The sequence below is a fragment of the Pseudomonas sp. 13159349 genome, from assembly GCF_013305685.1.
In the GTDB taxonomy this organism is placed as follows: Bacteria; Pseudomonadota; Gammaproteobacteria; order Pseudomonadales; family Pseudomonadaceae; genus Aquipseudomonas; species Aquipseudomonas asiatica.
Genome location: NZ_CP045553.1, coordinates 698204 through 723055, shown reverse-complemented (window position 1 = coordinate 723055; position 24852 = coordinate 698204). Strand labels below are relative to the sequence as shown.

The 24852-nt window shown below is 64.7% G+C and carries 17 protein-coding genes; 10 read left to right on the top strand and 7 right to left on the bottom strand.

What is annotated here, in order from left to right; all coding sequences use genetic code 11:
- The first annotated feature begins 53 nt into the window (after positions 1-53).
- Positions 54-347 (top strand): hypothetical protein, encoded by a 294-nt coding sequence (locus tag GEV38_RS03295; protein ID WP_013970720.1) that lies wholly within the window; start codon positions 54-56, stop codon positions 345-347.
- Between the two features lie 133 nt (positions 348-480).
- On the opposite strand, the gene GEV38_RS03290 is transcribed toward GEV38_RS03295, so the two are convergent.
- On the bottom strand, positions 481-5382 hold the full coding sequence (locus GEV38_RS03290) for an alpha-2-macroglobulin (RefSeq protein ID WP_054572847.1): 4902 nt from the start codon (positions 5380-5382) through the stop codon (positions 481-483).
- 250 nt (positions 5383-5632) lie between these two features.
- Between GEV38_RS03290 and GEV38_RS03285 the strand changes: the two genes are divergently transcribed.
- Positions 5633-6970, top strand: coding sequence for an MATE family efflux transporter (locus tag GEV38_RS03285; RefSeq protein WP_015268819.1), 1338 nt, complete (start codon positions 5633-5635; stop codon positions 6968-6970).
- 81 nt (positions 6971-7051) lie between these two features.
- Here the strand turns inward: GEV38_RS03285 and GEV38_RS03280 are convergent, their stop codons facing one another.
- From GEV38_RS03280 to GEV38_RS03260, 5 genes are all read right to left on the bottom strand, one after another.
- Entirely contained in the window at positions 7052-7507 is a 456-nt protein-coding gene (locus GEV38_RS03280) for a transposase (protein ID WP_015268818.1), read from the bottom strand.
- 234 nt (positions 7508-7741) lie between these two features.
- On the bottom strand, positions 7742-9655 hold the full coding sequence (gene speA, locus GEV38_RS03275) for an arginine decarboxylase (protein WP_025337567.1): 1914 nt from the start codon (positions 9653-9655) through the stop codon (positions 7742-7744).
- Between the two features lie 152 nt (positions 9656-9807).
- Positions 9808-10179, bottom strand: a complete 372-nt coding sequence (locus GEV38_RS03270) for a translation initiation factor Sui1 (RefSeq protein WP_003257057.1) — start codon at positions 10177-10179, stop codon at positions 9808-9810.
- 319 nt (positions 10180-10498) lie between these two features.
- Positions 10499-11035: an NUDIX hydrolase gene (locus GEV38_RS03265; RefSeq protein ID WP_054572846.1), complete on the bottom strand. Its 537-nt coding sequence runs from the start codon at positions 11033-11035 to the stop codon at positions 10499-10501.
- A gap of 2 nt (positions 11036-11037) precedes the next feature.
- Positions 11038-12105, bottom strand: coding sequence for a DUF2333 family protein (locus GEV38_RS03260; protein WP_013970713.1), 1068 nt, complete (start codon positions 12103-12105; stop codon positions 11038-11040).
- A 248-nt stretch (positions 12106-12353) separates the two neighbouring features.
- Between GEV38_RS03260 and GEV38_RS03255 the strand changes: the two genes are divergently transcribed.
- The 6 genes from GEV38_RS03255 (at position 12354) to accC (ending at position 20463) form a co-directional block, all read left to right on the top strand.
- Positions 12354-13712, top strand: coding sequence for a diguanylate cyclase (locus GEV38_RS03255; RefSeq protein ID WP_015268816.1), 1359 nt, complete (start codon positions 12354-12356; stop codon positions 13710-13712).
- A gap of 228 nt (positions 13713-13940) precedes the next feature.
- Entirely contained in the window at positions 13941-15902 is a 1962-nt protein-coding gene (locus GEV38_RS03250) for a methyl-accepting chemotaxis protein (protein WP_054572845.1), read from the top strand.
- A 219-nt stretch (positions 15903-16121) separates the two neighbouring features.
- A complete protein-coding gene (locus tag GEV38_RS03245) occupies positions 16122-17894 on the top strand; it encodes a protein-disulfide reductase DsbD (protein WP_015268814.1) in 1773 nt (590 codons plus the stop codon).
- Positions 17895-18073: 179 nt separating this feature from the next.
- Positions 18074-18529 (top strand): type II 3-dehydroquinate dehydratase, encoded by a 456-nt coding sequence (gene aroQ / locus GEV38_RS03240; protein WP_003255330.1) that lies wholly within the window; start codon positions 18074-18076, stop codon positions 18527-18529.
- A 99-nt stretch (positions 18530-18628) separates the two neighbouring features.
- The gene (gene accB, locus GEV38_RS03235) at positions 18629-19090 is read left to right on the top strand and encodes an acetyl-CoA carboxylase biotin carboxyl carrier protein (protein WP_015268813.1); all 462 of its coding nucleotides are present in this window, start codon (positions 18629-18631) and stop codon (positions 19088-19090) included.
- A gap of 17 nt (positions 19091-19107) precedes the next feature.
- Positions 19108-20463, top strand: a complete 1356-nt coding sequence (gene accC / locus GEV38_RS03230) for an acetyl-CoA carboxylase biotin carboxylase subunit (RefSeq protein WP_003257054.1) — start codon at positions 19108-19110, stop codon at positions 20461-20463.
- A 174-nt stretch (positions 20464-20637) separates the two neighbouring features.
- Here accC and GEV38_RS03225 read toward each other — a convergent pair whose 3' ends face one another.
- Complete coding sequence (locus GEV38_RS03225) at positions 20638-22491, bottom strand: sigma-54-dependent Fis family transcriptional regulator (protein WP_054572844.1); 1854 nt, start codon at positions 22489-22491, stop codon at positions 20638-20640.
- 282 nt (positions 22492-22773) lie between these two features.
- Here GEV38_RS03225 and GEV38_RS03220 point away from each other — a divergent pair, with 282 nt between their 5' ends.
- Positions 22774-23829, top strand: coding sequence for an ATP-NAD kinase family protein (locus tag GEV38_RS03220; protein WP_015268811.1), 1056 nt, complete (start codon positions 22774-22776; stop codon positions 23827-23829).
- Between the two features lie 22 nt (positions 23830-23851).
- Positions 23852-24829: a thiamine pyrophosphate-dependent dehydrogenase E1 component subunit alpha gene (locus GEV38_RS03215; protein WP_015268810.1), complete on the top strand. Its 978-nt coding sequence runs from the start codon at positions 23852-23854 to the stop codon at positions 24827-24829.
- The last annotated feature ends 23 nt before the right edge of the window (positions 24830-24852 follow it).

Here is a 24852-nt window from a genome sequence, read left to right as displayed (position 1 = left end):
GGCCAAAGGCTTGGGAACGGCAACATCGCCGATTCGTTCATCAGGAAGCAACTATGCATGTAGAAGGTTTTTTCGAGTGGCTGGGCCAGGCGCTGGGGTCATTGATCCGCTTCATCGTCGACGCATTGAGCGGGCTGTTCAACCTGCTGGCCAATGCCGGTGGCAATTTCATCGATGGCCTGGCGCGCACCTTGGGCATGGAGACCTCGCTGCTCAGCATCCTCGCCCTGATCATCGGGCTGGTGCTGCTGTACTCGGCAATCCGCGCGTTCATGCGCGCCTCGATCATCCTCGGGATCATCTGGCTGTTGCTGGGGTTGTGGGTGATGAGCTGGGTGATACACTGAACAAGGCCGGGGGCCGCGTTGCGGCCCAATCGCCGGCAAGCCAGCTCCCACCTCGACCGCGTCGCCCTCAAGCCATGCTCCATCCTGTGGGAGCTGGCTTGCCGGCGATGAGGCCGGTAAAGGCGACAAAATTCTAGCGGGCTTTTACGGTCATCTCCCCTTGCCCATCCCCCACGGCCTGCAGGTTTGGCCGGTACATCGATTCAACCTGCGGCGGCGGCACGCGATAGGTGCCCGGGGTCACCGCCCGAGCCAGGTACAGCAGGTGGGTGGTGCCATAGCTGTCCAGCTTGAGCGCGGCGACGTAACGATCATCCCGATACTCCTGGTGCACCACGCTGGCGTTCTGCATCGATTCGCGCCATTCCTTCACCGCACTGCTGGCGTTTTCCAGGCTGGCGGCACTTTGCGCCAGGTTCTGGTTTTCCAGCTCCAGGCCCGCCGGTAGCAAGTCCACCACCAGCGCATCCGGCACCCGGTCTTCAGCCTTGAGCGCCAGGTGCACCAGCACCAGGTCGCCGCTGCGCAGGTTATGCAGGTCCAACGGCTGACCATTCATGCCCAGGTACTCACGGCGGATCTGCATGCCGTTGCCACCGGCCGCAGGCGCCTGGCGTGGGTAACCCGACAAGGTCAGTTGCTGGTACAGCGTCTCGCTGCCTTGGTTCTGCACACTCAATGGCGAAGCCAGCAACGGGCCTTCGAGCTTCATGCCAGACTCGGCATTGTTGAACTCGCGCACTTCACCCGCGCTGTCCAGGCGCGCCTGCCACTGGCCTTCCGGTTTGCCCAGCAGGCCACGGCCGGCCAGGAACAGCGCATTGCGCTCCTGGGTCGACAGCCAGCGGTTGGCCGCCAGCTCATCCGACAGGGCGAACAGCCGCTGGTCGACCTGGCGGCTGGCCAGGTTGCTTTCCTGCAGCAGCGCCAGGATCAGTGCCTGGTCGCGCAGGGCGCTACCATAGTCGGCCATCCAGCCTTTACCGCGGCTGATGCCCAGGCCCGCCTGCAGGGCCTGCTCGGCACGCGGCTTGTCGCCCATCTTGTCCAGCGCCACCGCCAGTTGCACAAGTGGCAGGCCAGAGCGGGCGTCGGCGCGGCGTTCGAACAAGCCGCGCAGTGCCCCCAGAGGCGCCTGCTGGCTGCGCGACAGCACCAATGCCGCATAGGCCTGCACGGCGAAGCGGGTGTGTTCGGCGTTCTCGCTGTAGTCGACTTCGATCAGGTTGCGCTCCTGCAGGTAGCGCAGCAGGCGCTCGCTGGCCTTCTTCAGCGCTTCGGCCGGCACACCATAGCCTTGGTCACGGGCGCGCAGCAGGAAGTCGGTGACATAGGCGGTCAGCCAGTATTCTTCCTCGCTGTCCGAGCTCCAAAGGCCGAAGCTGCCGTTGTAGCGCTGCATGCCCAGCAGGTGCTCGATACCCATCTCGATCTTGCGCTTGCGCACATCGGCTGGCTCGCCCTTGATGCCCAGGCGCTTGAGGCTGTCGGCATCGGCGTACAGCGACGGGTAGAGGCCGCTGGTGGTCTGCTCCAGGCAACCGTAGGGGTAGGCTTCGAGGGCACGGATCTGCTCGGCCAGGTTCAGCGGTGGCCGGCTCGACAAGGCCAGGCTGCCTTCAAGCCCGGCGGGTTCGAAGGCGGCCAGGTCTGCTTCAGGCAGGGTCCATGGCTGGTCCTTCAAGGCCACGCGGTAGTGCTTGAGCATCGCCGGGTAGGCCGGGCGCACGCCCAGCGTCCACTCGCGTTCGAACGCGCCGGTCGGCTCGTTCGGCAGCTGCAGGCCAGTAACCCGCACATGTACCTTGCCCTGCCCCAAGCCACCCTGGGCCTGTACCGGGATCATCAGCGTCGAGCGCTGGCCTTCAGCCAGGGCTACGTTTTGCACGGCGTTGGCCGCCAGGCTCAGCTGCCCTTCGGTGCTGATTTCAACATTCAGTTGCTGGGCACGACCAGACAGGTTGGCCAGGTCCAGCGCCAGGCTGGTACGGTCGCCACCGGCCAGGAAACGCGGCGCCGAGAGTTCGGCGATCAGCGGCGCGGCGACCACGGTCTTGCCTTCGGCCATGCCGAACTGTTCCTCGGTCCAGGCCTGGGCCATCAGCCGCAGTTCGCCATTGAAGTCGGGGATATCGACCGTGGCCTGGCCCTCGCCCTTGTCGTCCAGGGTCACCGGCAGGCTCTGCTGGGCGACGATGGTCACCGTGGTGTTGGGGCGCTTGCCACCCTTGGCCATCGCTGCGTCACCACCAAATGCCAGGCTGGCCAGGCGGCCCTGGCCGGCTTCGATCAACTGGCCGTAGATATCCAGCTGGTCAGCACCGTAAGCCTTGCGCCCGAACAGGCTGGCGAATGGGTCGGGGGTCTTGAAGTCGGTGATGTTGAGGATGCCCACGTCCACCGCCGACAACAGCACATGCACCCGTTCAGGCACGCTGCCATCGGCATTTGCAGCCTTGATCTTCACGGTCAGCGGCTGTTTCGGGCGCATTTTTTCCGGAGCCTGCAGGCTCACCGCCAGCTTGCGTTCGGCGCGGTTCAGCGGCAGGTGCAGCACGCCCACCGCGCGTTTCGGCGTGGCGTTGGCCTTGCGCTCACCCGGGCGGATCACCAGCGCGCTGATGTACAGGTCATGGCGTGCCCACTGCTTGTCCAGTTGCACATCGAACGTCTTGCCCTCGGCGGGAACGTCGATCTCCTGCCACCACAGCGGGCCATCGCTGGACTCGATCATCAGGTAGCCACTGCCGGCTGCGGGCGGGGTGACGGTGACCTTGGCGGTAGCGCCGTCGGCGTAGGCCGGTTTGTCCAGCGCCAGCTTGACCTGGTCCGGCCGCACCGCGCCGCCTTCGGCGTTGTCCTGGGCGCGATAGCCTGCCCAGAAGCGCGCGCTGGACACCAGGCCCGTCTCCGGGTCCTCCACCTCGACACGGTAAGGGCCCCATTCCACCTGGAAGCTCAGCTTGGCGGTGGAGCCGGCCTTGACGCTTACGGTCTCTTCGCTCTGGGTCAGGAACTTCTCGTTGTAGGCGTAGCTCCAGCCATCGCTCTGCGAGTAGTTCCAGTAGTAGTCGCGGCGCTCGCGCACCAGCCGCACCTTGAGGTCGTTGGCCGCCAGTTTCTTGCCGTTGCGGTCGGCCACCAGGAACTCGAACTCCACCGGCCCGTCACTGTCGGTTTCCTCGCCGTCGAACAGGCCACGCAGGCCCGGCAGGCGCTCGGCCGGCCAGATGGGTTGTTCCAGGCGGCGGGTAATCGGCCGGCCACCGGACTCCTGCAGGCTGGCCTGCACGGTCAGTTGCAGCGGCGAGCGGGCTTCGGCCCAGCGGCTTTCGATATCGACCACGGCCTTGCCGGCCTGGTCGAGGGTAACTTCGTCCAGCTCCAGGTCCTGGTTCAGCTCGGTTTCGGTGACCGAGCCGAACTGGTAGCCAGGCAGCGCCGGTACCGCCTCGCGCAGCGGGCGAACATAGGCCTGGCCGCTCAGGCGGTTGCCGGCAGCCGGGGCGCCGTAAAGGTAACGGCCATTGACCTGGATACGCGCATCCTGATCCGGAGACAACGGTTTGCTGCTGCCTTTGAGTTCCAGCGCCAGGCGCTCGGGCAGGAAGTCTTCGACGAGAAATTCATACACCTGCTTGCGCCCGCCCCCCAGGTCGAGCAGCAGTTGCCAGCGGCCGGTCGGGGCCTCGCTGGCCAGCTGCAGCTGGTACTGGTACAGGCCATTGCCGTCGGCTTCCCAGACGAACTTGCGGCTGACCTGCTCATCCGGGCGACGCACTTCCACGCTCACTGGCTGCGCCTTGACCGGCTTGCCGTCCTGGTCGCGCAGCAGGCCGTTGAGCAACACCGTTTCACCGGGGCGATACAGGTCACGCGGGCCGAAGATGAAGAACTGCAGCGGGTTGGCCTGCGGGCCGGTGATGTCGAACTCGGCCAGGTCCAGCGCCGCGCTGCTCAGGCGCAGCAGGGTGGTGTGCACGCCCTGGGTGGCGATCAGGGTGTCGGCCTTGGGCGTGATCGGCAGCTGGGCGTGGCCATCGCTGTCGGTGCTGGCCTGAGCCAGCAGCTTGCCCTTGTCGTCATGGATTTCCAGGTTGACGCCGTTCATCGCCTTGCCACCTTCCAGGGCCTGGGCGAACACATCGAGGCGGTCACGGTAGCGATGCGCGGACACACCGATGTCGCTGAGAGTGAACAGGGTCGCTGGTTGCGAGTAGTCGTAAGTGCCCGAGGCTCGCATCACCGCCAGGTACACGCCTGGCTCCTGCAGCGGCTTGATGCCGGCGATCGGCAGCAGCACGGTCTCGCGGGTGTTGCGTGCGGGGTTGAGGTCGAAGCGGCCGCTGTAGACCAGATCGGCCATGTCCAGGGTTTCCTTGGACTGGTAGTAGTAAAGGCTGCTGTTGCGCCCCCAGTTGACCAGGAAGGTCGAGAGCATGTCCGGCTTCACGCGGAAGAACTCGACATCGACCTTGTCGACGTTGAGGGCGATCACCGGCAGGCCCTCGGCCAGGCGCGTGGGCAGCAGCGAACCGCGGCTGGCGAAGCCGATGGTCGGCTGCATGTCGCGGGTTTCCAGGCGGCTGATCGACTCGCTGTCCAGTTGCTTGCCATTGACCGCCAGCAGGCCCTTGTCGACGGTCAGCACCAGCTTGCGCTGCGGCTCCAGATGGCGCAGACGCAGCTCCATCTGGTTATCGGACAGTTCCCAGGCGCCGTCGAGCTTGCCTTTGACGGTGTCGACCAGGTGCACTTTGCTGGCGAAGTCCTGCTTGGCATCCAGCGGCGCGGAGAAGCTGATCGACAGCGTCGCGGCGCCATCGAGCTGCACTTCGGAAACATCCAGCACCGTCAGCTCGCGGCCCTCGTAGCGTTTGGCGAGTACGGCCTGGTCTTCGCGTTGGGGTGCCGGGGTGGCGGCGGGCGCTGTGGCCGCCGGCTTTTGGGATGGCGCCGGCTTGTCCGGCGTCGAAGAGTCACAGGCACTGAGCAAAGCCAGCGCGCAGGCCAGCAACAATCCTTTGTTGAACATGGAGTAGAACTCTTTGGCAGCGTGTACGTGAGGGCAGCAACTATAGCGCAACTATGGTCGCGCGAATTAGCTGCATGGCCGGTACACTGCTGGCAATTTAGAAAAGCGGGGGGCGCTTTGCGCCCCTTTCGCGACACAAGGTCGCTCCTACAGAGACCGCGGCAACCTGGAAGGCCTTGCGGTTCCTGTAGGAGCGGCCTTGTGTCGCGAAAGGGCTGCGCAGCAGCCCCAGGATTCCCCAGGACGCCCGATGACCTCACTGACCACCGACTGGCAGCACCGCCCCACCCACCACAAGGTCTGGGCCCTGGCCGCGCCGATGATCCTGTCCAACATCTCCGTGCCGCTGGTAGCCCTGGTCGACAGCACGGTCATCGGCCACCTCCCCCACGCCCACCAGTTGGGTGCCGTAGCCGTGGGCGCCACGCTGTTCACCTTCATGGTTGGCCTGATGGGCTTCCTGCGCATGGGCTCCACCGGCTTCGCCGCCCAGGCCGCCGGCCGAGGCGACGGTGCAGCGTTGCGCCAGGTACTGGTACAAGGGCTGTTGCTGGCGGTCGGCTTCGCCCTGCTGATCGGCCTGCTGGCCCTGCCCTTCAGCCAGCTGGCGCTGCACGCGATGCAACCCAGCGCGGCCCTGCAGCAAGCCACCGAAGACTTCTTCCATACCCGCTTGCTTGGCCTGCCCGCGGCACTGGCCAGCTACGCCCTGGTCGGCTGGTTCCTCGGCACCCAGAACGCGCGGGCGCCACTGGCCATCCTGCTGACCACCAACCTGCTGAACATCGCCTTGAACCTGTGGTTCGTGCTTGGCCTGGGCTGGGGCGTGCTAGGTTCGGCGCGGGCGTCGGTGATTGCAGAATGGAGCGCCGCCCTGCTCGGCCTGGCCCTGACTCGCCCGGCCCTGCGCGCCTACCCGGGGCAGATCGTGTGGGCGGCGCTCAAGCGCTGGCAGGCCTGGCGACCGCTGCTGGCGGTGAACCGCGACATCTTCCTGCGCAGCCTGGCGCTGCAACTGGTGTTCCTGCTGATCACCGTGCAAGGCGCTCGTCTGGGCGAAGCCACCGTGGCGGCCAATGCCCTGCTGCTCAACGGCCTGCTGCTGACTGCCTATGCGCTTGACGGGTTGGCGCACGCGGTAGAGGCCCTGTGCGGCCATGCCATTGGCGCCCGCGACCGCGACACATTGCGCCGCTCGCTGGTGGTGGCCTGTGGCTGGTCGCTGATCATCAGCCTGGGGTTTGCCGGGTTGTTCCTGCTGGGCGGGCACCTGTTCATCGATTTGCAGACCGACATCGAGAGTGTGCGGGCAGCGGCTTATCCGTACCTGCCGTACCTGGCATTGCTGCCGTTGATTGCGGTGTGGAGTTATTTGCTGGATGGCTTGTTCATAGGCGCGACCCGGGCGCGGGAGATGCGTAATGCGATGTTGGTTTCGGTGGTGATTGCGCTGCCCTTGGGGGTGCTCATGAGTGGGTTTGGCAACCATGGGTTGTGGTTGGCGTTTCTCGGGTTCATGGGGTTGCGGGCAGTGACGTTGGGGTGGGTGGGATGGCGGTTGCAGGAAAAAGGTGAGTGGATTCAGTAATGCCGGGGCCGCTTTGCGGCCCATCGCGACGCAAGGCCGCTCCTACATGGAGATGGCCTGGTATCGCGATCACCTGCGGATTCACAGCCACACACAATCCCAATGTGGATAATCACCAGCCCGCCGCACCAGGCCAGCCCGAATGGGATTGGCGATGATGTAGCGGGCAGCGGCCTTTACATCCTCCTCCTTGCGCAGCGCCCGGTCGTAAAAGCCGGGTTGCCAGATGTGCTGTCGCTCGGCACCTGTACGGTAGAGCGCGCAACTGCTTCGCGACTTGAAGGCACACATGAGTTTGCCCAGGCTGGTCGGGCCGAGCTCGATCAGCCAATGCAAATGGTCCGGCATCAAGACCCAGGCCAGCGAACGGCAACTCCCCTCTCGATCACTCAGCCGCAATTGCTGAATGGCCGAACGCGCAAACCAGAGGTTCTCGAATAACGGGAGGCGATGGCGTGTGATGGTGGTTAGCAGGTAGAGCCGGCCTGGCTCTGAAAAGCGCCCTTGGCGCAAGCGATGGTTGCCGTGACGATCCATGTCGACTTCCTTTGAACATTGCATTCACAGGATAGGCATGGCGATGAAATGCATCGCCGGTGGATCATTACCGAGTATGACGCGGTGAGGGCTGCGCCCTCAGATCGCGACACAAGGCCGCTCCTACAAAAGCTCGCGCCGCGATTTCCCGCGAAACCGCAATTCCATGTGGTTTCGCGGTCCCCTGTAGGAGCGGCCTTGTGTCGCGATGGGCCGCAAAGCGGCCCCCGAGGATCACGACGACAGGTACGAAGACCGAGTCAGACCAAGGCGCAAAGCATCCAGGAACTGAGTCCGCTCCCGCGCAGTGATCTTGGCGCTGGCCACCTTGTCACGGTAATGCGTCATCAACTCCTCCGGCGACAGGTGCACATAGCGCAGCATGTCTTCGATGGTGTCGTGGGTCTCGATACCGGCGTGGTACACGCTACCGTCGGCGTTCTGGTAGATGTTCACCGAGTCGGTGTCACCGAACAGGTTGTGCATGTCACCGAGGATTTCCTGGTAGGCACCGACCAGGAACACACCCAGCAAGTAGTCCTCGCCCTCCTTCACCGCATGCACCGGCATGCTGGTCTCGATGCTCTGCTCGTCGACGTACTGGTTGATCTTGCCGTCGGAGTCGCAGGTCAGGTCCTGCAGCACGGCACGACGCATCGGCTCTTCGTCCAGGCGGTGCAGCGGGATGATCGGCAATACCTGGCCGATGGCCCAGGTGTCCGGCAGGCTCTGGAACACCGAGAAGTTGCAGATGTACTTGTCGGCCAGCTTGTCGTTCAGCTCGTCCAGCACCTGGCGGTGCGAGCGCTGGCGGGCTTTCAGCGAGTTGTGCAGGCGGCGGCACACGGCAAAGTAGCACTGCTCGGCCAGGGCCTTCTCGGCCAGGCTGATCTTGCCATCGGCATACTGCGCAGCCACGTCACCCATGTAGTGGGTGGCGCGCCAGTAGGTCTCGGTCACCATCTCGATATCGGTCGGGCCGAGCAGGTCGACCAGCCACTGCACGGTCTCGGGCAGGGCTTCCTTGTTCTCGATGGTCGGCACGTCGTCGTTGTGCTTCTCGACGTCGGTCACCTGGATCACCAGCATGGCGTGGTGGGCGGTCAGCGAACGGCCGCTCTCGGAGAAGATGTGCGGGTGCGGCAGGCCCTGCGCGTCGCAGAATTCCTTGAGCATGCCCACCACCACGCCGGCGTAGTCGTCCATGTCGTAGTTGATCGAGCTGGCATTGCGCGAATGGGTACCGTCGTAGTCCACGCCCAGACCACCGCCAACGTCGATATGGTCGACCGGCAGGCCCAGCGCACGCAGCTCACCGTAGTAACGGATGGCTTCCTTGAAGCCGTGTTGGTAGTCCGCCAGGTTGGCGATCTGCGAGCCCATGTGGAAGTGCAGCAGGCGGATACCCTGGTCCAGGCCGGCATCGCGGAAGCGCTGTACCACCGAAATCAGCTGGGCGGCGGACAAGCCGAACTTGGACTTCTCGCCACCGGTGTCGGCCCACTTGCTCGAGGCCAGCGACGACAGGCGCACGCGCAGGCCGACTTGCGGCTTGACCTTGAGCTCGGCGGCCTCGTCGATCACCAGGGCCACTTCCGACTCTTTCTCGATGACGATGAACACGTTGTGGCCGAGCTTCTGGCCCATCAGCGCCAGGCGGATGAACTCGCGGTCCTTGTAGCCGTTGCAGACGATGGTGCCGCCCTTCGGCGCCAACGCCAGCACTGCCAGCAGCTCGGGCTTGGAGCCGGCTTCCAGGCCAATGGAGACGTTCTGCGTGGCGATGATGTTTTCCACCACCGCTTCCTGCTGGTTGACCTTGATCGGGTACAGCGCGGTGTACTTGCTCTGGTATTCCAGGCGCGCGATGTTGGCATCGAAGGCGCCGGTCAGCTGGCGCACGCGGTCTTGCAGAATGTCGGGGAAGCGCACCAGCAATGGCAGCGACAGGCCGCTCTGGCGCAATTCGTCGACCTGTTCGAACAGGTCGATCGGTGCGCTTTTGGGGCCGTTGGGGCGTACTTCGACGCGCCCGGCTTCATTGATGGCGAAATAACCAGCGCCCCAATGGCGGATGCCATAAACACTGCGGCTGTCGGCCACGGTCCATTGGCTACCATCGTCTTTGCGTGTGCGTCGTACGGACATTCAAGTCCCCTATAGATAAGTCGAAGACACTGCCCCGCAAGGAGGCGGGCGCAGTGTAAAAGCCAAAAATGACGATTCGTCCGTGCCCTGGGGTAGACCCTGGTCACGGCAACGAGTTTAGAAAGCACTGGGCAAAAAATCGCGTGGCCGCATCAGCCGCCGGATTTTTTCGCCTTGAAGCCCTGCTTGGTCAGCTCACCGATCAGCAGTTCGACATGGTCGCCCTGGATTTCGATGACCCCATCCTTCAGGGCGCCACCGGTACCGCAGCGGCGCTTGAGGGTAGAGGCCAGCTCCTTGAGCTGATCGAGCGGCAGCGGCACGCCGGTGACGGTGGTCACGGTCTTGCCGCCGCGGCCCTTGCTTTCGCGGCGCACACGGGCAATGCCATCGCCTTCGGGGATGACCTGCTGCTTGCAGGTACAAGCATCCACCGGCTGGCTACAGTCGGGGCAGTGCCGACCGGTGTCGGTGGAGTAAACGAGACCGCCAAGGGCGGCGAAGGAAGAAGCTTTCTTGGCCACTTTTGTTCCTCTGTGCTGAGGACAAAAACTGGTCGGCCCCTGGGGGTTGAGCCCGACCGCGAAGCCCCACTCTGGCAGGGGCGGCGCTACTGCCACAAGACCTGCGGCAGCCCGAAAAGGGCGCGCAGTGTAACGATAAATCCCGCTGTTGCTAAGTACTGGAATGCGGCATTTTGCGAATGTTTTGCGACTCCTTTCGACACTGGGGCTGCTTTGCAGCCCGATCGCGACACAAGGCCGCTCCTACAAAGCCCTGCGTACCCCGATCAATGTAGGAGCGGCCTTGTGTCGCGAAAGGACCGCAAAGCGGTTCACGGCGTCATCCCAGGCTGGCTTTATAGCGCTGCAACGCCGCCAACGAGTCCGGGCAATACGGCTTGGTCAGACTTTCTTGCTCAGCCTGCTCCAGGCCAATGAACCGCGCCTCGATCACCTCTTCCGGCTGCAGCCGCAACGGCGCATCCGAAACCGCCGAATACACCGCACACCACAAGCGGTTATCCGGCTGGTCAAAGTAGAACCGCTCATGAAAACGCAGCTCCACACCGTCGATCCCCAGCTCCTCGGCCAGCTCCCGCGCTGCCGAATCGGCATACGCCTCCCCGGCCGTCACCATGCCGCCTGCCGCCACATCCCAGTAACCCGGGTACAGCGCCTTGCTCAGGGTACGCCGGTGCACGCACAGTTCACCGACACTGTTGAACAGCAGAATGAACGTGCAACGCCCTATCAGGCCGCGCTCGCGCAGTTCGGCCCGGGGCAAGGCACCCAGCACCCGGTCGGCTTCATCCACCCAGGTGACCAGTTCTCGGTCGGAAGCCGCCCGGTGGGCGGCCTCGTTCGGGCTGATCGCCATCATCAACCCTGCGACAGCAGCTGACGCAGGTCGATGACCGCCGCGTTGGCCCGGGAAATGTAGTTGGCCATGACCAGTGAGTGGTTGGCCCACATGCCGAAGCCGCTGCCGTTGAGCACCATCGGGCTCCACAGGGCTTCCTGCGAGGCCTCCAGCTCACGGATGATCTGGCGCACGCTGACCGTGGCGTTCTTCTTCGCCAGCACGTCGGCAAAGTCCACCTCGATGGCGCGCAGCAGGTGCGACAGCGCCCAGGCCTGGCCACGGGCTTCGTAGAACACGTTGTCGATCTGCAGCCATGGGGTTTCCACCAGCTCCTCGTCCACCTGCGGCGCCTGGCCGGCGACCAGCGACTCGGTCTTCAGCGTGGTGTTGAGCTTGACCCGGCCAACGCTGGCCGACAGGCGCTGCGACAGCGAGCCCAGGCGGGTGGCCACGTCACCCAGCCAGTTGTTCAGGTTGTCGGCACGGGTATAGAAGATTGCGCCCTTGTCGCCGGCAGCCAGACGGGTCTGGTAGCGGGTCAGCGATTTGATGCCCTCTTCGAACTCCGACTCGCTCGACGGCAGGATCCAGCTCTTGTTGTCGAAGTTGAAACGCGGCTCGGCCTTGGCCAGGTCGGCGTCTTCGGTCGACTGCGACTGCGAACGGGCGAAGTCCTTGCGCAAGGCACGGGACAGGTCGCGCACCTGGACCAGCACGCCATATTCCCAGCTCGGCATGTTGTCCATCCACAGCCCTGGCGGGAAGCGGTCGTTGGAAATGTAGCCACCCGGCTTGTTCAGCAAGGTGCCGGCCACGGTCTTGAGGGTTTCGATAGTGGTGTAGCCCACCACCATCTGCTGGCCGGTACGCTCGGCTGCGGCCTGGGCGTTCTGCTGCACCGGGAACAGCTCCGGCTCCTGGCTCCAGTACCAGCCCAGGCCGATGCACACCAGCAGGTACAACCCGATCAGGGTCCCCAGGGCACGGCTCCAGAGGCCGCCAAGATAGCTACGGGCGGCGGCGCCACGGCCGTCGACACGCTCGCGGGGCTCGGCTTTGGCCTCGCGGTTTTTCCAGTCCAGCATGGCTTTGTCCTTAATCAGTCACGACGGTTCAGGGGCTTGGACCACAGGCCTGCGCCAGGGTGCCACGGCAAGCCCGCGTGGCAGCACTATAAAGCAGACACCGCCTTACGCATAAGCGACCAATCGGTCAGCAACTGAATATTCGTTCTGGCCGCTTTGTTGACGCAGGGCACTCACGCACCTGAAAAGAACTGCTAGCATAGAGCCATCATTGCCCCTGCACACCCCAACCTACAAGTAGCCAGGACATGAGCCAAGCAGCCGAGCCGAGCCCGCTGTGCCCCGCCCAACAGCTGACGCGTAGCGGCCTGCGCAAGGACGACCCGCTCGATCAGGTGCTGCTGCCGCCCCTGCGCAAGCCGGTGTACATCCTGCTGCAGGACCACGAGCGCGCCCAGCGCCTGGCCCAGCAACTGGAATTCTTTGGCCTGGTGGTGCAGGCGCTTGCCAGCGCTGCGGCGTTTCAGGCCTCGATCAGCGAATACCCGCCCTCGGCCATCATCATGGATGTCGACTTCAACGGTGCCGGCCAAGGCCTGCTGTTGGCTGCCCAGATGCAGCAGGGGCTGGCCCGACATATACCACTGCTGTTCTTCAGCCATCACGAAACCGACACCCCGACCCGCCTGGCCGCCGTGCGCGCCGGTGGCCAGGACTTCCTCACCGGCACCCTGGAAGCCTCCAGCCTGTTGGAAAAGGTCGAACTGCTGACCAATGCAACCCAGCACGACCCGTTGCGCGTACTGGTCATCGACGATTCACGCACCCAGGCGCTGTACACCGAGCGCGTGCTGGCCAGCGCCGGCATGATCACCCGCAGCCTGACCGACCCGATCCGCACCATGGCCGAGCTGGCTGACTTCCAGCCCGACCTGATCATCCTCGACCTGTACATGCCGGCCTGCACCGGCCCTGAACTGGCCAAGGTGATCCGCCACAGCGACCGTTATGTGAGCGTGCCGATCATCTATCTGTCTGCCGAAGACGACCTGGACAAGCAGCTGGATGCCATGAGCGAAGGCGGTGATGATTTCCTGACCAAGCCGTTTCGTTCTCGCCACCTGATCACCACCGTGCGCAACCGCGCCGCCCGCGCCCGGCACCTGAAGGCGCGCATGGTGCGCGACAGCCTGACCGGGTTGTACAACCACACCCACATCCTGCAATTGCTGGAAGACTGCAGCTTCCGCGCCCGTCGCGAGCAGCTGCCGTTGTGCTTTGCCATGCTCGACATCGACCATTTCAAGAAGATCAACGACCGCCACGGTCACCCCATGGGCGACCGGGTGATCAAGAGCCTGGCGCTGTTTCTCAAACAGCGCTTGCGCAAGACCGATTTCATTGGCCGTTACGGCGGTGAAGAGTTCGCCATTGTGATGCCCAATACCGCGCTGGACGCGGCGCACAAGGTGCTGGACGAAATCCGCCGGCGCTTTGCCGAGATCCTCTACCCGGCGCAGCCACGGGACTTGCAGTGCACCTTCAGTGCAGGGGTGGTGCAGTTGGATGAGGGGCTGGATGCGCTGACCATGGCCAGTGCGGCGGACGAGGCGCTGTATCGGGCCAAGCATGCCGGGCGTAATTGCGTAGTCCGTGTGGAGCCTTGAGTTTCTTATAGCCTGCACTGGCCTCTTCGCAGCACAAGGCTGCTCCTACAGGTATCGCACGCTCTGTAGGAGCAGCCTTGTGCTGCGAAGAGGCCAGTGCAGACGGCCACCAATAGAGGCACTGTGCCACTTTTTTATGGCGCCACCCCCCTGTCGTCATCACCCCGTCACAAAATCGCAATAACTTCAGCCACCGACCTCTCCCCTCCCCGCAGGAAGCTCGCGGCTATGCGCCTGAAGTGGCTGACCAATTTCAACACCCTGTTGCTGGTAACCGTGTGTATCGCTCTGGGCGCCACCCTTTGGTGGTCGCAGCGGGCCCTTGAGCGCCCCTACCAGTTGATGGAGCGCTACCTGGGCCTGTCCCAGCAGTTCCAGAACCAGGCGGCCCGCAACATCCAGGCGTACCTGGGCAGCGGCGATGCCCTGCGCCATGCCGCGGCGATGGAGGCCAACCAGCAGTTGCAGGCCGCGCTGGCCGAGTGGCCCAGCGAACTGGCCGACAAACTGCGCCCCAGCCTGGACAGCCTGCAGGCCTTTACCGCCGAGGAGCTGCTGGCCGCCGGCAAGCTGGCCGGCGACCCGCAAGCCCTGCTGCTGCAGGCCGAGCGGGAACTGGGTGCCAACTTCGAACAGCTGGCCGGCTACGCCCGCGACAGCGGCAACGCCGACGCAAACCGCTACCTGGTGCCACTGCTCGACGCCACCGTGCACCTCGGTCGCCTGTCGCTGGCCCGGGACAAGCTGGTCAGCAGCGGCCGCCCGGAGCTGGCCGACGAAGTGGAGCGTGAGCTGCAGCTGATCCGTGCCCAGGCCCAGGCGATCGATGCCTTGCCCTTGCTCGGCGTAACCCGTAGCGCCGAGTCCGGTGCCGACGACTTCGCCGCGATGATGGGCCTGGAAACCCAGGCCAGCGCCCAGCAGGAAGACATTGCCGTCGGCCTCAAGCGCGAACTGCAGAGCCTGCTCGGCCGCTACCCGGCCGAGCTGCAGCGCACCCGCGAACAGATCGAGCGCCGCGTCGCCCTGGCTACCAGCACCGGCCAACGCCTGGAGGCCGTGCAACAGGCCATTGCGGCACTGGAGCCCGAGGTACGCGGCCAGCATGCGAAAATTGCCGGCGAAGTGCGCATCATCCAGGGTCTGATGATCGGCCTGATCCTGCTTATCGCCCTGCTGATCGACACCTTGCAACGCCGCCTGGCGCGCACCCTGACCGGCCTGGCCCCGGCCCTGTCGCGCTGGGCCGAGGGTGACTTCGCCGAGGCCATCGCCCTGGGCAGGACCAACCGCGAACTGCGCGACATCCAGGAATCGCTCAACCGCCTGCGCCAGTATCTGGTAGAGCTGGTCGGCACCATCCGCCACAACGCCGAGCAGGTGGCTGGCAGCAGCCACGCCCTGGCCGGCATGAGCGCCGCCCTTCATGACGGCGCCGAACGCCAGGCCGGCGACACCGGGCAGATCCGCGATGCTTTGGGTGAACTGGAAGCGACCATCCAGCAAGTGGCCGGCGACGCCAGCGCCGCAGCCGACGCCAGCCGCGATGCCGGGCGTGCAGTGGAGCAGGGCCAGGCGGTGATCGGCCAGAGCCTGTCGGGCTTGCGTGAGTTGGTCGACGAGGTGCAGGGCAACGCCCGCATGATCGAGCAACTGGCGGAGGAGTCGGCCACCATCGGCGGCGTCCTGACGGTGATCCGCTCGATTGCCGAGCAGACCAACCTGCTGGCGCTGAATGCCGCGATCGAAGCGGCCCGCGCCGGTGAGATGGGCCGTGGTTTTGCCGTGGTGGCCGATGAGGTGCGTTCGCTGGCACAGCGCACCACCGGGGCGACCGGCGAGATTCAGGCACTGATCGACCGCTTGCAGCAGGCAGCCAGAAGCTCGGTAGCCGGGATGCGTGCGCAGCTTGAGCATGCCGAGGCCACGGCCAACCAGGCCCAGGCGGCGGACGGGGCGCTGGACGAGATCGTCTGTGCCATTCGCACCATTTCGGACACTGCGGTGCGGATTGCCGATGTCACGGCGCAGCAGAGTGGTGCCGTGAGTGAGATTCGCGACCACAGCGAGCGGATTCATGAGCTGGGTGAGGACAACCTGCAGCGCATTGGCGAGGGGCGAGAGCAAGGCGAGCAGTTGCTGAGCCTGGGTGGTGAACTGAACCGGGCGGTGCGGGCCTTCAGAGTCTAGGTTGGCCTGTACCGGCCTCTTCGCGGGCATGCCCGCTACCACAGGGATAGCGCATGGCTTGAGGTTCATGCGGACGAGGTGGGAGCGGGTTTACCCGCGAAGAGGCCGACACAGGCAGCACATGAGCCAGCGGCCATGTGTCGCCCCCGCCACCAGCATGGCCCCAACCCGCACCAACTCCGCTATCATGCCCAGCACGTTCCACCTCGCGAGTCCGCCATGCGCCGCCTGTTTTTCCTGCTGTTCCTGCTGCTGGCCAGCCCTGCCTTCGCCACGGGCCTGCTCGACAACCGCCCCAGCGCCACCCTCGGCGCAGCTTCGCTGGCCAACAACGCCGACTTCCTGCCGGTACACGAAGCGTTCAAGCTCAGCCTGGTCCAGGCCGATGCGCAAACCATCAAGCTGCGCTTCGTCGCAACCGACGGCTACTACCTCTATCGCCACCGTTTCCAGTTCCGCACCGAACCGGCCGACATTGCCCTGGGCACACCAAGCATCCCCAAGGGCGAGGCCAAGCACGATGAGTTCTTCGGCGATGTCGAGGTGTACCACGGCGTGCTCGATATCGAGCTCCCGCGCAATGACCCGCGCGCCTTCACCCTGCTGGTGGGCTACCAGGGCTGCGCCGACAAAGGCCTGTGCTACCCGCCAGAAACCGCACGCCTGAGCATCGATGGCGAAGGCGGCAAAAGCACCCCGGCCGGCGGTGAACACGCCTGGACCTGGAAGTCGCTGCTGCTGTTCTTCCTCGCTGGGGTCGGCCTGACGTTCACCCCCTGCGTGCTGCCGATGCTGCCGATCCTTTCCGGCGTGGTGCTGCGCGGCCAGGCTGGCGGCCTGCGCGGTTTGGCGTTGTCGCTGGCCTATGTGCTGCCGATGGCGGCCAGCTTCGCGGTACTCGGTGCGTTGATGGGGTTGTTCGGCGCCGGCCTGAACCTGCAGGCGCGCCTGCAGTCGGCCTGGGTACTGGTGCCCTTCGCGCTGTTTTTCGTGGTATTTGCCCTGGCCATGTTCGGCCTGTTCGAACTGAAACTGCCGCAAGCCCTGAGCAACCGCCTGAACAATGTGGCCAGCCACACCCGGGGCGGCTCGCTGCTGGGCGCGGCAATACTGGGCGTACTCTCCAGCCTGCTGGTTTCGCCCTGTGTGTCGGCGCCGCTGGCCGGTGCGCTGCTGTACATCAGCGCCAGCGGCGATGCCCTGGGCGGCGCACTCAAGCTGTTCGCCCTAGGCCTGGGCATGGGCGCACCATTGCTGCTGGTGGCTACCGGTGGCGCGGCCTGGCTGCCGAAAAGCGGCCCTTGGCTGAACACGGTGAAGAACGCCATCGGCGTCCTGCTGCTGGGCTTGGCCATCGGTTTGCTCAGCCGTGTGCTGCCAGGCCCGCTGACCTTGCTGCTGGTCGGTTTCCTCGCCGCCGGCGTGGCGCTGTTCCTCGGTGCCCTCGAATTTGTCGTCAAGACCGCGCGCCAGCGCCTGGCCCAACTGCTCGGCCTGGCCCTGCTGGTGTACGCCCTGGCCTGCTGGTACGGCGCCCTCAGCGGCCACGGCGACCCACTGCGCCCGCTGCCGCCGGCAACCCTTGTGGCCACCGGCAACGGGCCCGCGGTGCAGGCGGATAGCTGGCAGACGATCACTACCCCCGCCGCACTGGACGCTGCCCTGGCCCAGGCCAAGGCAGCCGGCCAGCCGGTGCTCTTGGACTGGTACGCCGACTGGTGCATCAGTTGCAAGGTGATCGAACGCGAGGTGCTCACCACGCCGCAGGTGCAAGCGCAACTGGCCGGCTTCAAGCTGCTGCGTTTTGACATCACCGAAAGCAATGCCGAACAACGCAGCCTGCTCGATCGCTACCGGCTGTTCGGCCCGCCCGCCCTGCTGTTCTTTGCCGCGAACGGTAGCGAAATAACCGCTGATCGGGTCATTGGCGAGATAAATGCCAGTGAATTTGCGCAAATTCTCACACGCGTGCGCGGTAAAGTCGGTCTATAACTTCCCGCGAGCTGTGAAAAATCCAGAAATCAGTGACCAAATTTAATTATTTGGTCACATACTTCGCGCGAACCTCGGACATCGTGCTGGCTATTGCCGGGAACTGGACACTTGCCGTCGCTTTACGGCACACTCGCCGCGCTGTGTCGAATTGCCCTACAAATCCAAGGAATCCGCAGATGGCAACGCTACTGGTGCTTCACGGCCCCAACCTCAACCTGCTCGGTACCCGCGAGCCTGGCCACTACGGCGCCGTGACCCTGGCCCAGATCAACCAGGACCTGGAGCAACGTGCCCGCGCCGCAGGCCACCATCTGCAGTACCTGCAGAGCAACGCCGAATACGAACTGATCGACCGCATTCACGCCGCACGCAACGAGGGTGTGGACTTCATCCTGATCAATCCGGCTGCTTTCACCCACACAAGCGTCGCATTACGTGACGCATTGCTTGCGGTGAGCATCCCATTCATCGAAGTGCACCTGTCCAACGTGCACAAACGCGAACCGTTCCGCCACCACTCCTACTTTTCCGATGTTGCAGTAGGGGTGATCTGCGGCCTGGGCGCCAGCGGTTATCGCCTGGCCCTGGAATCCGCGCTGGAACAACTGGCTGCCAACGCACAGCCCAAATGATGAAAACCCTGGCCTCAGTGGGCCAGGGTTCGAGAGAAACGTTTCAGATACGTTTTTTGTATTTCGCCCCCTGACCGAACCTTTGGGAGTTGATGATTAATGGATATCCGTAAAGTCAAGAAACTGATCGAGCTGCTGGAAGAGTCTGGCATCGATGAACTGGAGATCAAGGAAGGCGAAGAGTCGGTCCGTATCAGCCGTCACAGCAAGACCCCGGCTGCCCAGCAGTACTTCGCACCGGCTCCGGTAGCCGCCGCTCCTGTTGCTGCCCCGGTCGCCGCTGCCGCTCCGGCCGCTGAAGCCGCTGCCGCCGCCCCGGCCCTGAAAGGCACCGTGATCCGCTCGCCGATGGTAGGTACCTTCTACCGCAAGCCTTCGCCGACCTCGCCGAACTTCGCTGAAGTTGGCCAGACCGTGAAGAAAGGCGACACCCTGTGCATCGTCGAAGCCATGAAGATGATGAACCACATCGAAGCCGATGTTGGCGGTGTCATCGACGCCATCCTGGTAGAAGACGGCCAGCCGGTTGAGTTCGACCAGCCGCTGTTCACCGTCGTTTGAATCGCGGAGAGCCAACGATGTCTGGGAAGCTCGAAAAAGTCCTGATCGCCAACCGCGGGGAAATTGCCCTGCGGATCCTGCGTGCCTGCAAAGAGCTGGGTATCAAGACAGTCGCCGTGCACTCCACCGCCGACCGTGAACTGATGCACCTGGGCCTGGCAGACGAGTCGGTCTGCATCGGCCCTGCATCGTCCAAGGATTCCTACCTGCATATCCCGGCGATCATCGCTGCCGCCGAAGTGACCGGCGCCACCGCGATCCACCCGGGCTACGGCTTCCTGGCGGAAAACGCCGATTTCGCCGAGCAGGTGGAAAAATCCGGTTTCGCCTTCATCGGCCCGAAAGCCGACACCATTCGCCTGATGGGCGACAAGGTTTCGGCCAAGGACGCGATGATCAAGTCGGGCGTACCGACTGTGCCGGGCTCCGATGGCCCGCTGCCGGAAGATGAAGAAGTCGCCCTGGCGATTGCTCGTGACGTCGGCTACCCAGTGATCATCAAGGCCGCCGGTGGCGGTGGTGGTCGCGGCATGCGCGTGGTGCACAAGGAAGAGGACCTGATTTCCTCGGCCAAGCTCACCCGTACCGAAGCCGGTGCAGCCTTCGGCAACCCGATGGTCTACCTGGAGAAGTTCCTGACCAACCCACGCCACGTGGAAGTCCAGGTACTGTCCGACGGCCAGGGCAACGCCATTCACCTGGGCGACCGTGACTGCTCGCTGCAGCGCCGTCACCAGAAGGTACTGGAAGAAGCGCCAGCCCCGGGCATCGACGAGAAAGCCCGTCAGGAAGTGTTCAAGCGCTGCGTCGATGCGTGCATCGAGATCGGCTACCGTGGTGCGGGTACTTTCGAGTTCCTGTACGAGAACGGCCGCTTCTACTTCATCGAGATGAACACCCGCGTGCAGGTTGAGCACCCGGTGTCGGAGATGGTGACCGGTATCGACATCGTCAAGGAGATGCTGAGCATCGCCGCTGGCAACAAGCTGTCGTTCCGCCAGGAAGACGTGGTCATCCGTGGCCATGCACTGGAATGCCGTATCAACGCCGAAGACCCGAAGAAGTTCATCCCGAGCCCAGGCAAGGTGAAGCACTTCCACGCCCCGGGCGGCAACGGCGTGCGTGTTGATTCGCACCTGTACAGCGGTTACTCGGTTCCGCCGAACTACGACTCGCTGATCGGCAAGCTGATCACCTACGGCAAGGACCGCGACGAAGCCATGGCGCGCATGCGCAATGCCCTGGACGAGATCGTCGTCGACGGCATCAAGACCAACATCCCGCTGCACCGCGACCTGGTGCGTGATGAAGGTTTCTGCAAAGGCGGCGTCAACATTCACTACCTCGAGCACAAACTGGCCAGCCAGGAGTGATCGCGTAGTGTGATGTACTGAAAACCCCGGACTTGTTCCGGGGTTTTTTATTGCCTGTCAGGGCCTCATCGCCGGCAAGCCAGCTCCCACAGGGATTGCACACGGCTTGAGGTCTATGCGGTCGAGGTGGGAGCTGGCTTGCCGGCGATTGGGCTGCAAAGCAGCCCCCGGGTCCTACCCCTTCATCCGCGGCATCTCGATGTGGTGCTCATGCACCCGCCGGTACAAAGTTGCCCGCGATATCCCCAGAGCCCGCGCCGCATCGGCCGGCTTCCAGCGATGGCGGATCAGCGCATCCAGCAGCAACTGCCGGGCCGGACAGGACATGCTGCTTTCAGCCGATGCGACTACCTCGCCGCGCACCTCCTGCGGCAGGTCCTGCATCTGCACCTGCCCGCCCTCACTCACCGCACAGGCATAGCGCAACACCTGCCGCAGCTGGCGCAAGTTCCCCGGCCAGCGATAGACCAGCAGCGCCTGCAGCGCATCATCCGCCAACATCACCTCGACCCCGCAGGCCTCGGCCTCCTCGACCAGCAACTGGTGAATCAACCCCAAGCGGTCCTCACGCTCGCGCAGCGGCGGCAATTCGAAGCGGGCATTGGCCAGGCGGAAGTAAAGATCCTCGCGAAAACGCCCATCCTCCACCATCGCCGCCAAATCGCGGTGGGTCGCGCAAATCACCTGGATATCCACCCGCTCCCGCCGCGCCGCGCCCAGCGGCGCCACTTCACCCTCCGCCAGCACGCGCAGCAACCGGGTTTGCAGGTTCAGCGGCATGTCACCGATTTCGTCGAGGAACAGCGTGCCGCCATCGGCCTGCTGCAACAGCCCCTGCATACCTTTGCTGGAAGCCCCGGTGAAGGCCCCGGCCACATAGCCGAACAGCTCGCTCTCGATCAGGCTTTCCGGGATGGCCGCGCAGTTCAGGGTGACGAACGGGCCATCGCGACGCAGGCTTTGCTGATGCAGCTGGCGGGCGAACACCTCTTTGCCAGCCCCCGTCTCGCCTTGTACAAGCACCGCCAGATTGCAGTCCTTGACCCGCGTGGCCAGGCGCAGATGCTGCTCGATACGGGCGTCCTGGGCCTGGCGCAACGGCTGCGCACGCTGGCGCTGGCGGGGGGCGCTGACCCGGCCGTACAGCCCACCCAGGCCCGGCAGGCGTTGCGCAGACGATGCGTTCACGCGGCGCAGCTGATCCATGTCGAACAGCTCGCCAATGTGCTCGGGCAAACGCCCCAAATGCTCCACCAGGCGCTGGCGCGCCAGGCTGTTGATCGCCTGCAGACGGCCATCGCCATCCCAGGCCAGCAGGTAGTCGGGCTGGCTTTCCACATAGCCCGGCGTGCCATGGGCACGCATTACCCAATGGCCCTGGGCACTGTGCATGAAGAAGGCATTTTCGATCTCGCGCGCAGTCTGCTCGACCAATTGGCGGATCAGGTGCTGGCTGCGGCGGTCGTCCGGCGACTGCAAGGCCGAGACATCCACCACGCCCAGCAACTCGCCCAGCGGGTCGAACACCGGTGCCGCCGTACAGGTCAGGCCAATGAACGCGGCGCGGAAGTGGTCGCGCTTGTGCACCGTGACCGGCGCCTTGCTGGTCAACACCGCCGCCACGCCGCAGGTGCCCTCCTCGCCCTCCGACCAGCAGGTGCCCAGGTACAGCCCGGCCTTGCGGCAGTCGTTGCGGATGGCAGACTCGACCCGGTAATCGATGGTGCGCCCCAAGGCGTCGGTGAGCAGCACGCAGTAGTCGGCACCGCGCACCCGCTCATGCAGGCGGGCCACGGCATCGCTGGCGATACGCAGGAACAGTTCGGCGCGCTCACGGCACTCGTTGAGCAGGCTTTGGGACAGAATGCGCGGCCCCTGCTGGGACCCGGGGTCGAGGCGGTACAGCTCCATGGAACGGCGCCATGAATCGAGAATCAGCGGTGGCACCGGCGCCTGCGGCAGGCGGTCGGCATTCTTCAGCACCCTGCTGACGCAGTCGACATGGGCTCGGGAGTTCGCGGCAAGCATTCAGGCCCTCCGGTTCTCGTTGCTGTTTTTATCGTTGTCCGGCCATTAAGCGCTTCCAGGCATGCCCCGACAAGCACTGCGTGATTACCGGCCGGCTTGAAACGCAGCGTCTCAGCGTCTCGGCCATGCCATACCTCGGCTGGCACCCGGCGTCTCGCCAGCCCGGCCATACGTTCCGGCCAGAGCGCAACGAAACCGCTCTGCCCCGGTGATTTCAGCCAACCCAAGGAAAACTGGCACCGCGCTTGCTCCGGCACTGGCAAACAAGAAACGAGGTGCGCCATGCCGCTACCCGCCCCAACTGTCGGCATCATTGCCAACCCTGCCTCCGGCCGCGACCTGCGCCGCCTGACTGCCAATGCCGGGCTCTATTCGAGTACCGACAAGGCATCGGCGATCCAGCGCCTGCTCGCTGCCTTCGGTGCTACCGGCATCGGCCAGGTGCTGCTGCCCAGCGACATGACCGGCATCGCCGCTGCCGTGCTCAAGGCCAGCCAGGGCCCGGTCGCCCATGACCAGCACTGGCCGGCCATCGAAATCCTCGACCTGCCGCTGACCCAGACTGTTGCCGATACCCGCCTGGCCACCCGCCAAATGGTCGAGCGCGGTGTGGCGATGATCGCCGTGCTTGGCGGCGACGGCACCCACAAGGCAGTCGCTGCCGAGGCCGGGGACGTGCCGCTGCTGACCTTGTCCACCGGCACCAACAATGCCTTCCCCGAACTGCGCGAGGCCACCAGCGCCGGCCTGGCCGGCGGCCTGCTTGCCAGCGGACGGGTACCAGCCAGCATCGGCCTGCGCCGCAACAAGCGCCTGCTGGTGAAGGTGCCCGAACAACAGCTTGCCGAATGGGCACTGGTGGAGGTGGCGGTGTCGCCTCAGCGCTTCATCGGCGCTCGGGCACTGAGCCGCAGCGAAGACCTTTGCGAAGTCTTCGCGTGTTTCGCCGAACCCCATGCCATCGGCCTCTCGGCCCTGTGCGGCCTGTGGTGCCCGGTCTCGCGCCAGGACCCGCACGGTGCCTGGGTACGCCTGAACCCCGGTGCTGAACAAGCGCTGCTCGCACCACTGGCACCCGGCCTGCTGCAAGGCTGCGGCATCACCGCCAGCGGCGCCCTGACGCCCGGCGTAGCCCATCGCCTGAGCCTGGCCAGCGGCACCCTGGCGCTGGACGGCGAGCGCGAAATCGAATTCGCCGAGCATGACAGCCCCACCATCACCCTCGACCACCAAGGCCCATTGAGCGTGGACGTCGAGGCCGTACTGGCGCACGCCGCCCGCCATCACTTGCTGGCCGTGCCCCGTGGCCATCGGCTGCACCCTGCAAACCCGTGTTGAGACAACCCCGGAGAACAACAAGATGTCCAATCAACTCAGTACCGAACAACTGCTGCATGCCTATGAAGTGATGCGCACTATCCGTGCCTTCGAAGAACGCCTGCACGTCGAGTTCGCCACCGGCGAGATCCCTGGCTTCGTGCACCTGTATGCCGGCGAGGAGGCTTCCGCCGCCGGAGTCATGGCCCACCTGCGCGATAGCGACTGTATCGCCTCGACCCACCGCGGCCACGGCCACTGCATCGCCAAGGGTGTGGACGTATACGGCATGATGGCCGAGATCTACGGCAAGAAGACCGGCGTGTGCGGCGGCAAGGGCGGTTCGATGCACATCGCCGACCTGGAAAAAGGCATGCTCGGCGCCAACGGCATCGTCGGTGCCGGCGCTCCGCTGGTGGCCGGGGCGGCGCTGGCGGCCAAGATCAAAGGCCGCGACGATGTATCGGTGGCCTTCTTCGGCGATGGCGCCTCCAACGAAGGCGCCGTGTTCGAAGCCATGAACATGGCCTCGATCATGAACCTGCCGTGCATCTTCGTGGCCGAGAACAACGGCTACGCCGAAGCCACCGCCTCGACCTGGTCGGTTGCCTGCGACCATATCGCCGATCGCGCGGCCGGGTTCGGCATGCCCGGTGTCACCATCGACGGTTTCGACTTCTTTGCCGTGTACGAGGCCGCCGGCGCTGCCATCGAACGTGCGCGTTCCGGGCAAGGCCCGTCGCTGATCGAGGTCAAGCTCAGCCGCTACTACGGCCATTTCGAAGGCGATGCACAAACCTACCGCGCCCCGGACGAAGTGAAGAACCTGCGTGAATCCCGCGACTGCCTCATGCAGTTCCGCAACAAGACCACCCGCGCCGGCCTGCTCACGGCTGCGCAACTGGACGCCATCGACGCCCGCGTCGAGGACCTGATCGAAGACGCCGTGCGCCGCGCCAAGTCCGATCCCAAGCCACAGCCCGCCGACCTGCTCACCGACGTCTACGTCGCCTACCCCTGAGCCGCGGATTACAAGAACAACAG

Coding starts and splice junctions, on each gene's coding strand:
- GEV38_RS03295 (WP_013970720.1), top strand. CDS start 54: ATGCATGTAGAAGGTTTTTTCGAGTGGCTGGGCCAGGCGCTGGGGTCA.
- GEV38_RS03290 (WP_054572847.1), bottom strand. CDS start 5,382: ATGTTCAACAAAGGATTGTTGCTGGCCTGCGCGCTGGCTTTGCTCAGT.
- GEV38_RS03285 (WP_015268819.1), top strand. CDS start 5,633: ATGACCTCACTGACCACCGACTGGCAGCACCGCCCCACCCACCACAAG.
- GEV38_RS03280 (WP_015268818.1), bottom strand. CDS start 7,507: ATGGATCGTCACGGCAACCATCGCTTGCGCCAAGGGCGCTTTTCAGAG.
- speA (WP_025337567.1), bottom strand. CDS start 9,655: ATGTCCGTACGACGCACACGCAAAGACGATGGTAGCCAATGGACCGTG.
- GEV38_RS03265 (WP_054572846.1), bottom strand. CDS start 11,035: ATGGCGATCAGCCCGAACGAGGCCGCCCACCGGGCGGCTTCCGACCGA.
- GEV38_RS03260 (WP_013970713.1), bottom strand. CDS start 12,105: ATGCTGGACTGGAAAAACCGCGAGGCCAAAGCCGAGCCCCGCGAGCGT.
- GEV38_RS03255 (WP_015268816.1), top strand. CDS start 12,354: ATGAGCCAAGCAGCCGAGCCGAGCCCGCTGTGCCCCGCCCAACAGCTG.
- GEV38_RS03250 (WP_054572845.1), top strand. CDS start 13,941: ATGCGCCTGAAGTGGCTGACCAATTTCAACACCCTGTTGCTGGTAACC.
- GEV38_RS03245 (WP_015268814.1), top strand. CDS start 16,122: ATGCGCCGCCTGTTTTTCCTGCTGTTCCTGCTGCTGGCCAGCCCTGCC.
- aroQ (WP_003255330.1), top strand. CDS start 18,074: ATGGCAACGCTACTGGTGCTTCACGGCCCCAACCTCAACCTGCTCGGT.
- accB (WP_015268813.1), top strand. CDS start 18,629: ATGGATATCCGTAAAGTCAAGAAACTGATCGAGCTGCTGGAAGAGTCT.
- accC (WP_003257054.1), top strand. CDS start 19,108: ATGTCTGGGAAGCTCGAAAAAGTCCTGATCGCCAACCGCGGGGAAATT.
- GEV38_RS03225 (WP_054572844.1), bottom strand. CDS start 22,491: ATGCTTGCCGCGAACTCCCGAGCCCATGTCGACTGCGTCAGCAGGGTG.
- GEV38_RS03220 (WP_015268811.1), top strand. CDS start 22,774: ATGCCGCTACCCGCCCCAACTGTCGGCATCATTGCCAACCCTGCCTCC.
- GEV38_RS03215 (WP_015268810.1), top strand. CDS start 23,852: ATGTCCAATCAACTCAGTACCGAACAACTGCTGCATGCCTATGAAGTG.